This window comes from Citrobacter sp. RHBSTW-01013, assembly GCF_013781985.1.
Classification (GTDB): domain Bacteria; phylum Pseudomonadota; class Gammaproteobacteria; order Enterobacterales; family Enterobacteriaceae; genus Citrobacter; species Citrobacter braakii.
The window spans coordinates 1,661,121-1,674,242 of record NZ_CP056185.1 but is presented as its reverse complement, the minus strand read 5'-3'; the positions used below and the strand labels follow the sequence as shown (position 1 = coordinate 1,674,242).

General features: G+C 54.0%; 14 protein-coding genes and 1 pseudogene. 6 read left to right on the top strand and 9 right to left on the bottom strand.

Translation table 11 applies throughout. From position 1 onward, the window contains the following. The first annotated feature begins 8 nt into the window (after positions 1 to 8). Positions 9 to 1,010, top strand: a complete 1,002-nt coding sequence (flk, locus tag HV350_RS08165) for a flagella biosynthesis regulator Flk (RefSeq protein ID WP_016153864.1) — start codon at positions 9 to 11, stop codon at positions 1,008 to 1,010. On the opposite strand, the gene HV350_RS08160 is transcribed toward flk, so the two are convergent. Further along, positions 1,007 to 2,185 carry an MFS transporter gene (locus HV350_RS08160; protein WP_016153865.1) on the bottom strand — a complete coding sequence of 393 codons (1,179 nt, stop codon included), beginning with the start codon at positions 2,183 to 2,185 and terminating at the stop codon, positions 1,007 to 1,009. The two genes, flk and HV350_RS08160, sit on opposite strands and share 4 nt — an antisense overlap. Before the next feature lie 439 nt (positions 2,186 to 2,624). On the opposite strand from HV350_RS08160, the gene HV350_RS08155 reads away from it, so the two are divergent. The 3 genes and pseudogenes from HV350_RS08155 to HV350_RS08150 all read left to right on the top strand — a co-directional run bounded on the left by HV350_RS08155 (position 2,625) and on the right by HV350_RS08150 (position 3,637). Further along, on the top strand, positions 2,625 to 2,837 hold the full coding sequence (locus HV350_RS08155) for a helix-turn-helix domain-containing protein (protein ID WP_225622955.1): 213 nt from the start codon (positions 2,625 to 2,627) through the stop codon (positions 2,835 to 2,837). Between the two features lie 155 nt (positions 2,838 to 2,992). Next, positions 2,993 to 3,088: pseudogene (locus HV350_RS26825) on the top strand (hypothetical protein); the annotation flags it as partial. 24 nt (positions 3,089 to 3,112) lie between these two features. After that, entirely contained in the window at positions 3,113 to 3,637 is a 525-nt protein-coding gene (locus HV350_RS08150; protein WP_019077303.1) for a YbjP/YqhG family protein, read from the top strand. Positions 3,638 to 3,690: 53 nt separating this feature from the next. On the opposite strand, the gene fabB is transcribed toward HV350_RS08150, so the two are convergent. Then, complete coding sequence (gene fabB, locus HV350_RS08145) at positions 3,691 to 4,911, bottom strand: beta-ketoacyl-ACP synthase I (protein WP_016157055.1); 1,221 nt, start codon at positions 4,909 to 4,911, stop codon at positions 3,691 to 3,693. Positions 4,912 to 5,070: 159 nt separating this feature from the next. On the opposite strand from fabB, the gene mnmC reads away from it, so the two are divergent. Next, positions 5,071 to 7,071 (top strand): bifunctional tRNA (5-methylaminomethyl-2-thiouridine)(34)-methyltransferase MnmD/FAD-dependent 5-carboxymethylaminomethyl-2-thiouridine(34) oxidoreductase MnmC, encoded by a 2,001-nt coding sequence (gene mnmC / locus HV350_RS08140; RefSeq protein ID WP_181630216.1) that lies wholly within the window; start codon positions 5,071 to 5,073, stop codon positions 7,069 to 7,071. A 103-nt stretch (positions 7,072 to 7,174) separates the two neighbouring features. Here mnmC and HV350_RS08135 read toward each other — a convergent pair whose 3' ends face one another. The 6 genes from HV350_RS08135 to prmB are packed head-to-tail and all read right to left on the bottom strand — an operon-like array spanning position 7,175 to position 11,728. Further along, positions 7,175 to 7,453 carry a YfcL family protein gene (locus HV350_RS08135; protein WP_016157057.1) on the bottom strand — a complete coding sequence of 93 codons (279 nt, stop codon included), beginning with the start codon at positions 7,451 to 7,453 and terminating at the stop codon, positions 7,175 to 7,177. A 32-nt stretch (positions 7,454 to 7,485) separates the two neighbouring features. Continuing rightward, positions 7,486 to 8,034, bottom strand: a complete 549-nt coding sequence (locus HV350_RS08130) for an elongation factor P hydroxylase (protein WP_016153873.1) — start codon at positions 8,032 to 8,034, stop codon at positions 7,486 to 7,488. Beyond that, complete coding sequence (locus HV350_RS08125) at positions 8,034 to 8,843, bottom strand: sulfite exporter TauE/SafE family protein (protein ID WP_016153874.1); 810 nt, start codon at positions 8,841 to 8,843, stop codon at positions 8,034 to 8,036. Before HV350_RS08125 ends, HV350_RS08130 begins: the two co-directional genes overlap by 1 nt. Next, positions 8,843 to 9,667, bottom strand: a complete 825-nt coding sequence (gene mepA / locus HV350_RS08120) for a penicillin-insensitive murein endopeptidase (protein WP_016153875.1) — start codon at positions 9,665 to 9,667, stop codon at positions 8,843 to 8,845. Before mepA ends, HV350_RS08125 begins: the two co-directional genes overlap by 1 nt. A 3-nt stretch (positions 9,668 to 9,670) precedes the next feature. After that, positions 9,671 to 10,756, bottom strand: a complete 1,086-nt coding sequence (aroC, locus tag HV350_RS08115; RefSeq protein ID WP_003028170.1) for a chorismate synthase — start codon at positions 10,754 to 10,756, stop codon at positions 9,671 to 9,673. Positions 10,757 to 10,795: 39 nt separating this feature from the next. Next, a complete protein-coding gene (prmB, locus tag HV350_RS08110; protein WP_003028173.1) occupies positions 10,796 to 11,728 on the bottom strand; it encodes a 50S ribosomal protein L3 N(5)-glutamine methyltransferase in 933 nt (310 codons plus the stop codon). Between the two features lie 166 nt (positions 11,729 to 11,894). Here prmB and smrB point away from each other — a divergent pair, with 166 nt between their 5' ends. Further along, the gene (smrB, locus tag HV350_RS08105) at positions 11,895 to 12,446 is read left to right on the top strand and encodes an endonuclease SmrB (protein ID WP_181630214.1); all 552 of its coding nucleotides are present in this window, start codon (positions 11,895 to 11,897) and stop codon (positions 12,444 to 12,446) included. Positions 12,447 to 12,526: 80 nt separating this feature from the next. Here the strand turns inward: smrB and sixA are convergent, their stop codons facing one another. Continuing rightward, entirely contained in the window at positions 12,527 to 13,012 is a 486-nt protein-coding gene (gene sixA / locus HV350_RS08100; RefSeq protein ID WP_003028179.1) for a phosphohistidine phosphatase SixA, read from the bottom strand. Positions 13,013 to 13,122 lie beyond the last annotated feature (110 nt).

The window sequence follows — 13,122 nt, the reverse complement described above, 5'->3', positions numbered from 1 at the left end:
CAGAGATGATGCAGCCCATTTCAGGTACACCCGCACGCCCTCCCGGCGAAGGCCAAAATGCCCCTTCTGCTGCGGGTGAACAACCGTTATCCACACAACAACGTACCGTGCTGGAACGACTGATTACCCGTCTGATTTCACTCACCCAACAGCAAAGCGCCGAGGTGTGGGCCGGAATGAAGCACGATCTGGGCGTCAAAAGTGATACGCCGCTGCAATCACGTCACTTTCCTGCCGCGGAGCAAAACCTGAATCAGCGGCTGGGTGTTGCTCAGCAAAATCATGCTAATCGTCAGGTTCTCTCACAACTCACTGAATTACTGAGTCAGGGAAATAACCGCCAGGCGGTAAGTGATTTTATCCGTCAGCAGTATGGGCAAACGGCGCTCAGCCAGCTCACGCCTGAGCAGTTGAAGAACGTGCTCACGCTGCTGCAACAAGGGCAGCTTTCTATACCGCAACCGCAACAGCGCCCGGCCACCGATCGTCCGTTGTTACCCGCAGAGCACAATACGCTGAACCAGTTGGTTACCAAACTGGCGGCGGCTACGGGAGAGTCAGGTAAGATGATCTGGCAGTCGATGTTAGAGCTGTCTGGCGTAAAAAGCGGTGAGCTGATCCCCGCCAAACAGTTTACTCATCTGGTCACCTGGCTGCAGGCGCGCCAGACGCTCAGCCTGCAAAGCGCCCCGACGCTACAAACGCTCCAGGCAGCCCTGAAGCTGCCATTAGAGCCGAATGAGCTGACGGCAATAAAAGAGTACGCGCAGCAGACGTATCAGATCCAACCACAAACGATTCTGACCACGGTGCAGGTGCAGGACTTGCTGAATCAAATCTTCCTGCGCCGCGTAGAACGGGAACGCGAGCTAAACGATCCGCGCCATCTTCAGCCTATTTACAGCCCGTTCGCGCCGATGATTGAAACGGTAAAATCTCTGTCGGCACGACCGGGACTGCTGTTTGTCGCGTTAATGATCGCATTAGCCATTTTCTGGCTGGTCGCTTAACCCTTGCGCAGCGTAAGCAGCGTCACGACAATCCCCACCACGGCAGATATCGCTCCGGCAAGGAATACCGAGGGATAACCGTACGCGGTGGCCAGCACCCCGGCGACCGGGCCGCTTATGCCGTAGGAGATATCCTGAAACGCGGCGTAACCGCCCAGCGCCGTACCGCGAACCTGCGCGGGCACTCGCTTCACAACCTCTACGCCCAATGCCGGGAAGATAAGCGAACACCCTGCCCCGGTTAATGCCGCCCCGAGCAGCGCAATCCATGCTGATGGGGCCTGCCACAGCAGAATCAGTCCCGCGGTTTCAACCAGTAAGGAGACAACGGCTACCTTCACGCCTCCGAACCGATCCGGCATCCAGCCAAACAGAATGCGCATCAACACAAACGCCCCGCCAAACGCGGTCAGGGTGAACCCCGCCATCGTCCAGCCGTTGCTGACAAAATAGAGTGAAATAAACGTACCGATCACCGCAAAGCCAACGCCCTGCAGCGCCAGGCCCAGGCCCGGTTTCCAGATAAGCCCTACCACGCTCCATAACGAAGGGCGTTCTCCTGCATGAGCAGGCACTTTGCGAACGGTGCCGTTGAATGCCCATGCCAGCAGCGGTAATACCATTGTCGTTCCCGCCAGCGCCGCAAAGCCAAAGTGGCTATGGATCAGCAAGCCCAGCGGTGCACCGGCGGCCAGCGCACCGTAAATCGCCATCCCGTTCCACGACATCACCTTACCCGAGCGTGTTGGACCGACCAGCCCAAGCCCCCAGGTCAGCGTTCCGGTGAGCAGTTGGCTTTCGCCAAAACCGAGGATCAAACGCCCGACGATTAACAATGCAAATTTTACAGGGACAGAAACAGGCAATAACGCGGCTAACAGCCACGCCGCGCCCGCCAACCCACAGGCAAACATCCCCTGTAGCGCCGAACGTTTGGCGCCATATTGATCGGCTAAGCGCCCGGCGTAGCCGCGCGTTAATACCGTTGCCAGAAACTGTACGCCTACGGCGATACCAACCATGGTGTTGCCATAGCCCAGCTCCTGATGCACAAACAGAGGAATAACGGGCAAAGGTAGACCGACCGTCATATAGGTCAGGAAAACTGCAAAAGCGATACGAAACAGCGAAAAGTTCGCCGAAGGTGTTTTTTCTTGTTGGGTTACAGCTGTCATGCGTTACTCCAAAATGCAGAGTAAGGCGAGGAATGTCCACGCCCCCTCTACCTGACTTTCAGGATTAAGGTGCGTTGGATAACGTTAAACGCTTACGCATTATCAGATAGATAATGTTGAGTGCGAAGTCTGCCTGTGAGCCACTAAATTTGTCAACCCTGAAATCTCACCAGGTTGGTTAACGGTAAAGACGACTTTTCGTCTTTACCGTTAACCAACCTTTTGCCATTAATTTCTTTCCTCTCTGCCTGTGGAATAAAAAATTTTTCCTTTCGCGCGAAATTTCAGTTTTATTCTGGCAATATTCCAGTGACAAAAAAGAAAGTTACGTTATTTTGTTACTCTGGTTTATACCCTGAAAAAAAATATCGGCACCGATAACACATTTCCTTAGGATTACAGAATGGAACACTAAAGCCAAGACTGGCATCGTGCAGATATTGAAAGTGCACTGGAAAAAAGAATCACGCTCAGAGATCTTTCTCGTGCGGCTGGATTATCACCCGATTCACTGCGCAATGTATTTACCCGAAGCTGGCCCAGAGCGGAACAGTTCATTGCGCAGGCGCTCGAAACCTCGCCTGACGTGATTTGGCCATCACGCTATCCACGCCGGCAGCCAGAGGATAAAACAAGTAATACTGAATATTAAATAGGATACTAGCCATTTATATAACATATAAATCAATAAATATCCCAGCTTAATATATTGAGAATATTAATAGCACTATTTGCCATTTCCAATTGCGTAAATACTGTTAAAGCATCACGTAATTGCTATTACGTATGTTATTAACAGGAGTCGTTATGAGTTGGGATAAAAAGGTGGCGGTCAATTACGCCAAATCGCACGCAAGTTCATATTCACAAGGGCGCGGTGCGGAATATACCTGCAAAGCCGTCATACACCATTTACAGGAAGAAGTAATGAAAGCCTTTCCACTGATTGTTCTCATCCTGCTGATTTGTGGCTGTACCCCTTCTCACCGTGACAGCACGCAGGATGTGAAACAGTTCTATCTTTCGTGGATGAAGAACTACACTCAGGATCCGGATACGCCCCGCGAAACATCAGCATTACTGCAACGCTATGTCGCAAAAGAGGTTATCGGGCGTCTGGCGCTGATTGATACGCTTTATGAGCAGGAGATCGTGCAAGCGGACTACTTTATGTATGTGCAGGATTACGCACCGGCATGGATCCCGCTGTTGCGGGTTGGACAGGCGCAGCCATTCCTCGGCGGTGAAAAACTGAACCTGCAGTTAGGCACTGAGTCAGCCCCTATTCAACTGGAGGTCTATACCCGTTGGGAGGAAGGACGGTGGAAAATTTATCGTGTCCGGGACGCGGGTCGTCATTACGAGCAGCCCATTTACAATGCCGGAGAGATTACGCGAGCCAGAGCATGGTCCGCTGAGATCGCGCCGGAATACGAAAAAATGCCGAAGTAAACACGGTAAAAAGGGAGCCTGTTGGCTCCCTTTTTTCGTATTCAAGCTGAGACTTACGCCTTCAGCTTACGCATAACCAGCGTAGCGTTGGTGCCGCCAAAGCCGAAGCTGTTGGACATCACGGTGGTCAGCGCCTGCTCGGTCGGTTTGGTCACGATGTTCAGACCTGCCGCCTGCTCATCCAGCTCTTCAATGTTGATGCTTGGCGCGATAAAGCCATGTTCCAGCATCAGCAGAGAGTAGATAGCTTCCTGCACGCCAGCCGCGCCCAGTGAGTGACCGGTCATCGCTTTGGTTGCGGAGATTGCCGGGCTGTTGTTGCCAAACACTTCGCGGATTGCGCCCAGTTCTTTCACGTCGCCTACCGGAGTTGAGGTACCGTGAGAGTTCAGGTAGTCGATCGGCGTGTCTACACCGTGCATCGCCATCTGCATGCAACGTACTGCGCCTTCGCCAGACGGAGCAACCATGTCTGCGCCATCGGACGTTGCGCCGTAACCGACGATTTCCGCATAGATGTGCGCGCCACGTGCCAGAGCGTGCTCCAGTTCTTCAACCACGACCATACCGCCGCCGCCAGCAATAACGAAACCGTCGCGGTTTGCGTCATAGGTACGGGAAGCTTTTGACGGATCGTCGTTGTATTTGGTAGACAGCGCGCCCATTGCATCGAATTCACACGCCATTTCCCAGCACAGCTCTTCGCCGCCGCCAGCAAAAACGATATCCTGTTTGCCCAACTGAATTTGTTCTACCGCGTTACCGATGCAGTGCGCAGATGTCGCACAGGCAGAACTGATGGAGTAGTTTACGCCGTGGATTTTGAACGGCGTTGCGAGGCAGGCAGAAACGCCGGACGCCATCGCTTTGGTGACCACATACGGGCCAACCGCTTTCAGACCACGTGGGCTACGCATTGCGTCAGCGCCGAACACCTGAAAACGTGGGGAGCCGCCGCCGGAACCTGCAATCAGGCCAACGCGCGGGTTGTTCTGGTAATCTTCTGCAGCAAGGCCGGCATCAGCCACTGCCTGCTCCATTGACAGGAATGCATAGATGGATGCGTCGCTCATGAAGCGCACTACTTTGCGGTCAATGAGGCCAGTGGTATCCAGTTTTACGTTGCCCCAAACGTGGCTACGCATGCCGGAGTCCTTCAGCTCCTGAGAGAAAGTGATCCCTGAACGTCCTTCACGCAGAGATGCCAGGACTTCCTGCTGGTTATTACCGATGCTGGAAACGATGCCCAAGCCAGTAATCACTGCACGTTTCATTCAATACCTCTGTAAGTCGCACTATTTTAAAGTTTCGAGAGGCACAATAGCGTACACTTGTACGCCGAACAAGTCCGATCAGCCATTTTATGTGGAAATTTGCGCAGCCAGGCACTCATCGCTAAGATCGGGACACAGCCTGTCAGACGAGTAACTTACGTGAAACAATACGCTATACAACCTGCCAACCTTGAATTCAACGCTGAGGGTACACCTGTTTCCCGAGATTTTGACGATGTCTATTTTTCTAATGATAACGGGCTGGAAGAGACACGTTACGTCTTTCTCGGCGGTAACAATCTCGCACAACGATTCCCTGCGCATTCACGTCCTCTCTTCGTGGTGGCAGAAAGCGGGTTTGGCACCGGACTTAACTTCCTCACGCTCTGGCAGGCATTTGCCGATTTTCGCGATACCCACCCAGAAGCTACCCTGGAAAGATTACATTTCATCAGCTTTGAAAAATATCCGCTGACGCGTGAAGATCTCACCTTAGCCCACCAGCACTGGCCAGAACTTGCCCCGTGGGCCACGGCACTGCAAGAACAATGGCCGCTGCCGCTGGCGGGATGTCATCGCCTGCTGCTTGATGATGGGCGCGTCACGCTGGATCTGTGGTTTGGCGATATTAACGAACTGACCAGTACGCTGGATGACTCTCTGAATCAAAAGGTGGACGCCTGGTTCCTGGACGGTTTCGCACCGGCAAAAAACCCGGATATGTGGACGCCAACGCTGTTTAACGCGATGGCCCGACTGGCTCGTCCCGGCGGGACGCTGGCAACCTTTACCTCGGCAGGCTTTGTACGTCGGGGGTTGCAGGAAGCCGGGTTTACAATGCAAAAATGCAAAGGCTTTGGGCGCAAACGCGAAATGCTCTGTGGCGTGATGGAACAGACTCAGGCGCTCACGTCCTCGGCGCCATGGTTTGCGCGTACGGGAACAGATAAGCGCGAAGCCGCCATTATTGGTGGAGGAATTGCCAGCGCATTGCTGTCACTGGCGTTATTGCGCCGCGGCTGGCAGGTCACACTATATTGCGCCGACGATAAACCTGCCGGGGGCGCATCCGGTAATCGCCAAGGGGCGCTCTACCCCCTACTTAGCAAACATGACGCGGCCATTAATCTCTTTTTCCCCACTGCGTTTACCTTCGCCCGTCGACTGTATGACGCCCTCCCCGTTGAGTTTGCGCATGACTGGTGCGGCGTGACGCAACTCGCGTGGGATGAGAAAAGCCAGCAAAAAATCACCCAGATGCTGTCCCTTGAACTGCCCGCTGCGCTCGCCGTCGGGGTTGACGCACAACAGGTATTACAAACGACAGGGGTGGAAACCGGATGCGGCGGGATTCAGTATCCGGCCGGAGGATGGCTGTACCCGGCGCAGTTAACCGCCGCGGTACTGGACTATGCAACAACCCTGGGATTACGCACCCGCTACCACCATACGCTGACCTCACTGACTCGCCAGACAGCAAGCTGGCAATTGCAGTTTTCCAGTGGAGAAACCGCCTCTCACGCAGCAGTCGTTCTGGCTAACGGTCATCGCATTAGCGGTTTTGAGCAAACGCAGCCGCTACCGGTGTACTCCGTGGGCGGTCAGGTGAGTCATATTCCCACCACACCTGCACTTTCAGCGTTACGTCAGGTGCTGTGCTATGACGGCTACCTCACGCCGCACAACCCGCAAAATCAGCAGCACTGCATTGGCGCCAGCTATCATCGAGGGAGTGAAGAGACAGCGTATCGCGAGGACGATCAGCAACAAAACCGTCAACGCTTAATCGACTGCTTCCCGAACGCTGTGTGGGCAAAAGAGGTAGACGTTAGTGACAATGCCGCCCGCAGCGGGGTGCGCTGCGCCACGCGCGATCACATGCCAATGGTCGGCAACGTCGCGGACTATGACGCCACACTCAGCCAGTACACCACACTTGCTGCAGACAAAGAGCACGCCGTAAGCGCGCCAGTTTATTCCGATTTATTTATGCTGGGCGCGCTGGGATCGCGCGGGCTGTGTACTGCCCCGCTGTGTGCAGAAATTCTGGCTTCGCAAATGAGCAATGAACCGATTCCCATGGATGCCAGCACGCTGGCGGCGCTAAATCCAAATCGTCTGTGGGTCAGGAAGTTATTGAAGGGTAAAGCGGTGAAATAAAAGAATGGCCTGATGACGCTACGCTTATCAGGCCTACAAACACCCCAACAAGGTAGGCCGGATAAGACACCAGAGCGTCGCCATCCGGCACAATTTACCGCAATTATTGTGCAGTAGCCTTCTGGAACAGAGTGTCCCACATTTCTTTCACTAACGCCTGGTCACGCGGCGATAGTTCGCCTGCGCTGATGGCTTTTTCCAGGCTGCTGGTCACATTGGCGTACAATGCCTCAGCGGAATGGTCCTCTCCAGCGTCCAGTTCGGCCACGGCCAGCGTCAGGTGTCCACGCAAATAGCCACTGGCAAACAACTCATCATCGCTGGCGTGCTCTACCATATCGTCGATTAATGCCAGAATGCGTGATTCAAACTCCGCGATCATCTTCTTTCCTCATTGTAAACGTGGCAGCGACTTCAGTTGAGCGCTTCGGGCCACGGGAATTGTTCCGCCTTAAGTTCAGGCGTGTGATAATAATTCTGTAACGCGTTAATGAAGCGCGCCGGACGTTCAGGGATCCCCTTTTCCAGGTACTCCATCACCTGAGCATGGACACGGCGCTGGAATACCACGCGATCCGGTTCAAAGTCCCCTTCAAGGTTGTCGCAACTGACGTTAAACGGGTAGCCCGCCGCCATGCAAAACAGCCAGTCAAACGCCTGCGGCTTCACTTCCACGTCTTCAAACTGGCATTGCGTCTTCGCGTCGCGTCCGTCCGGACAGTACCAGTAACCGAAGTCGACCAGTTCACGCCGCGCCTTACCGGCGATGCACCAGTGTGAAATTTCGTGTAACGCGCTGGCGTAATAGCCATGCGCAAAAACGATACGGTGATACGGTAATTCCGCATCCGCAGGAAGATAGATCGGTTCGTCATCGCCTTTAATCAGACGGGTATTAAATTCATCGGCAAAGCAGCCGTTAAAAATCTCAATTAACTGTTCGTAGTGATGGGTATTATTCATTAGTTCATCCCCAGCCAGTGGAGAATCTCCTGTCCATGATTATCATAAAGTAGCTTGGCGCTCATCACGGCGGAGACAATGACGATCATTGGCCGAATGAGTTTTTGTCCTTTACTGAGCACCAGCCGTGAACCCATCCGTGCGCCAATAAACTGGCCAATGAGCATCACAAATCCGGTCGCCCAAATCACTTTGCCGCCGAGGGCAAACAGCAACAGCCCGCCGATATTCGATGTGGCATTTAATACTTTGGCGTGGGCCGTCGATTTCGCCAGGTTGTAGCCGCACAGCATGACAAAGGCCAGCGCGTAGAACGACCCCGCAGCCGGACCAAAAAAACCATCATAAAAGCCGACGCAGCCCCCGGCCACCAGCGCGAAAGGCAACCCATGCAACCGACGCTGTCGGTCCTCCTCCCCCACTTTCGGCATCAACAGAAAGTAAAGGCCAATACAGATAACCAGAACCGGCAGGATCTGGCGCAGAATATCTGACTGCACGTGCTGAACCAACAGCGCGCCGCTCATTGAGCCGATAAAAGTCATGAAGATATTGAGCTTCTGATCCGCCAGATTAACCACGCCCCGGCGAATAAAATAGAGGGAGGAAGAGATAGATCCTCCACAGGCCTGTAGCTTATTGGTAGCCAGCGCTTGCGCGGGTGGCATCCCGGCCGCCATCAATGCCGGGATAGTGAGTAAACCACCGCCTCCGGCCAGAGAATCAATAAAACCTGCCAGCATCGCCACGAAAAAAAGCACACCTAACAGCAGTGGCGACACCATAAATAGAGAGGCAAAATGATCCATTAGAGTACATGCTCGTCCAGTAGCGCCTGGCAGGAAGGCGGCAACGGCGGCGGTGTCTTCTTCTCAGGCTTGGTGGTTCCAGGTTTCGGAGGTTCGAACCAGCTTTGCAGCTCCGCGCCGCAGCCGTCACCCGGTGGTGGTAACGGTTGATCTTCGCACTCAAGACTGTCGGCAGGACAACGCAACCGTACGTGCATATGCGCACGATGCTGGAACCATGGCCGCACTTTACGCAACCAGTCCCTGTCGGTCCCTGCATCCAGACAAAGTTGCTGCTTAATCGCCGGATTCACGAAAATACGCGTGACTTCATTATCTTTTGCCGCCAGCCTGATCAGGCTGAAAATCTCCGGCTTCCAGAGTGACGGCACGACACGTTTGCCATCCTGTGAGACCAGATCTAACGCCTGCGGCCGCAGCAGTTGCGACTGGGTCCAGCGGGTTTTCGGCAATTGCAGGAAAATATCTACATCCAGTCCCGTCTGGTGACTGGCGTGACCGCCATTGAATCGCCCACCGGCCGGCATGCCCATATCGCCGATTAACACCGTACCCAGCCCCAGATTGTTGGCCTGATTACTCAGACGCTGGATAAACATCACCAGATCCGGATGGCCAAAGTAACGGCGCTGATCGGTGCGCATCACCTGATAGTGTTCTGACTGTACAGGCAGCGTATCTGCGCCAACAATACAGCCATTGGAGAACGCGCCGATAGACTGCGCGCTGCCTGCAACCGGATGGGTAATTTTCTGCCAGGGCGTCGCCGCCAGACAGGCGGTGCTGGCAAACAGAGCCAGCGCCGCAAGTGCCGTTTTTTTCATCTCTTACCAGCGTGGAATATCGGTCTTCACGTCCGCATTTTGCGCCCGCTGACGCAGCAGGTGATCCATCAACACGATCGCCAGCATCGCTTCGGCGATTGGCACGGCGCGGATCCCAACACACGGATCGTGACGACCTTTGGTGATCATTTCGACTTCTTCACCAAAGCGATTAATAGTGCGCCCTGGAACGGTAATACTCGAGGTCGGTTTCAGCGCCATATGAGCAATGATTTGTTGCCCACTGCTGATCCCACCAAGAATGCCGCCCGCATGATTACTCTGGAAACCTTCTTTGGTGATTTCATCACGGTTCTGGCTGCCGCGCAGTGCAACAACGTCAAAACCGTCGCCAATCTCAACGCCTTTAACGGCGTTAATGCTCATCAGCGCGTGAGCGATATCAGCATCCAGGCGGTCAAATACAGGTTCGCCGAGACCCGCTGGTACGCCGCTTGCAACTACGGTCACCTTCGCCCCGATGGAGTCGCCCTCTTTCTTCAGCCCACGCATCAGTTCGTCCAGCGCCTCGAGTTTATCCGGATCTGGACAAAAGAACGGGTTAAGTTCCACCTGGGACCAGTCTTTGATCTCCAGCGGAATATCACCCATCTGCGTCAGACAGCCGCGAATTTCAACGCCGAATTTTTCCGCCAGATATTTTTTGGCAATCGCTCCGGCCGCAACGCGCATCGCTGTTTCACGTGCGGATGAGCGTCCGCCGCCACGGTAGTCACGCAGGCCATATTTCTGCTCATAGGTATAGTCGGCGTGTCCTGGACGAAAAACGTCCTTAATCGCGCCGTAATCCTGTGAACGCTGATCGGTATTTTCGATCAACAGGCCAATGCTGGTGCCGGTGGTAACGCCTTCGAACACGCCGGAGAGGATTTTCACCTGATCCGGCTCACGACGCTGCGTAGTGTAGCGCGATGTGCCCGGACGGCGTCTGTCGAGATCGTGCTGCAGGTCAGCTTCTGTCAGAGAAATGCCCGGCGGAACACCATCGACAATACAACCGAGCGCCAGCCCGTGTGATTCACCGAAAGTGGTTACGCGAAAGAGTTGCCCAATTGTGTTTCCTGCCATCACGGCTCCGTTATGAGTGTTGTGTATGTGCGCGTGTATTTAGTCTTTATAAATGCTGAAGTGCTCGCGAGCAGCAACTAACTGCTCTTTGGTCAGCATGAATACACCGTCACCGCCGTTGTCGAACTCCAGCCAGGTGAACGGTACATCCGGGTATTGCTCTATCAGATGTACCATGCTGTTTCCGACTTCACAAATCAGAATACCGTTATCTGACAGGTAGTCCGGAGCGTTACCCAGAATGCGACGGGTAAGTTTTAGTCCATCGCTGCCGGACGCCAGACCCAGCTCAGGTTCATGACGATATTCGTTTGGCAGATCGGACATATCTTCCGCATCGACATACGGCGGATTGGTCACAATCAGGTCATACTGGACTTTCAGCAGATCGCGGAACAGATCGGAACGGATCGGCGTAACATGATGGATCAGGCCGTGCTCTTCAATATTGTGTTCGGTCACCGCCAGCGCGTCGGTGGAAATATCCACCGCATCCACTTCAGCCTCCGGGAAAGCATAGGCGCAGGCAATGGCAATACAGCCGCTGCCGGTACACATATCCAGGATATGCTGCGGCTGCTCATTAATAAGGCCCGCAAAGCGGTTATTAATAAGCTCGCCAATCGGCGAACGTGGTACCAACACGCGCTCATCAACATAAAACTCATGCCCGCAGAACCAGGCTTTGTTGGTCAAATAAGCGACCGGAATGCGCTCGTTGACGCGGCGAATCACGCGTTCAACAATGCGATGGCGCTCGCTGGAAGTCAGACGCGCGGTACGCATATCTTCTGGAATATCCAGCGGCAGATAAAGTGACGGCAGCACCAGTTGTACGGCCTCGTCCCATGGGTTATCCGTGCCATGGCCATACCAGATGTTCGCCGCGCTAAAACGGCTGACCGCCCAACGCAACATGTCCTGAATGGTATGCAGTTCACTCACTGCTTCATCGACGAAAATTTTATCCACGTATTCCTCCAGGGCATGCTCGTATTAATTTCGGCGGCTAGTTTGCCACGAAGACGGCGATAAATCAGCATTCACACAGGGCCTGAGCGCGAAAATTGCGTTTTAAGCGATCGGATACCCGCCGAGTCGGGTTAAACTAACGAAAAATAAAAGATGAGACTCTCGAATGAAAAAGAAAACATCGCTCAGCGAGGAGGATCAGACGCTGTTTCACCAGCTGATGACCGGCACGCGTAAAATTAAACAGGACACCATTGTTCACCGACCGCTACGTAAAAAAATTACCGAGGTTCCGGTTAAAAGGCTGCTGCAGGAACAAGCTGATGCCAGTCACTATTTCTCGGACGAGTTTCAGCCGCTGCTGAATACGGACGGCCCGGTAAGATATCTGCGTGCCGACGTCAGCCATTTCGAACTGAAGAAAATGCGCCGTGGCGATTACTCCCCGGAGCTGTTTCTCGATCTGCACGGGCTGACCCAGCAGCAGGCCAAACAGGAGTTAGGCGCGCTGATTGCCGCCTGTCGTCGTGAGCATGTGTTTTGCGCCTGCGTGATGCATGGCCACGGAAAACATATTCTTAAGCAGCAAACACCGCTCTGGTTGGCGCAGCATCCGCACGTGATGGCCTTTCATCAAGCGCCAAAAGAGTACGGTGGCGACGCCGCGCTGCTGCTGCTGATTGAAGTGGAAGAGTGGCAACCACCCGAACTTCCCTGATGCAGAAAAACAGAAAGAGCCGCTTTTGCGGCTCTTTGATTTTCCGGATGACGGCTGTGCCTTATCCGATTCCAGGCTTTTTAAATCGCTTTTGCCATTTTCAGGTTACACGGGCTCATCTGCCAGTTAAAAGTACCCTTCCCGCTCTCATCAAGCGTTACGCTGGCAATCGCTGATGTGGTAAACATCGGCGGTGTTTCGCCTGGGCAAAGTTCAGACACCAGATACCCCACTAAAGGTAAGTGAGAGATGACCAGCGCCGTGGCGATACCTTCATTGGCCAGAGCCTGTAAATAGGCGCTGACCAGACCGACATCGCCGCAGGGAGTCAGCTCCGGCAAAACATCCACACCGGTTGGCAGGTTCATACACTCCCCCACCACATCCAGCGTTTGTTCGGCTCGTAGGAACGGGCTCACCAGAACACGTTCGATATCCACTTTTTGACCTTTCAGCCAGTTCGCCATCAGGCGAGATTCGTCACAACCACAGGAGGTTAAGGGACGAACCGAATCACTGGCGGCATCGAGGGCTGCGTCGCCGTGACGCATGATAAAAACTTGCATATTGCACCGCTTTTGTTAACCAGAATCACCGACACCTTTATCCACAGCCCCTATTGACCGTGGTAACGATGTGGTGGCCGGCATTGTGCCTTATCCATTCACCGAATGAA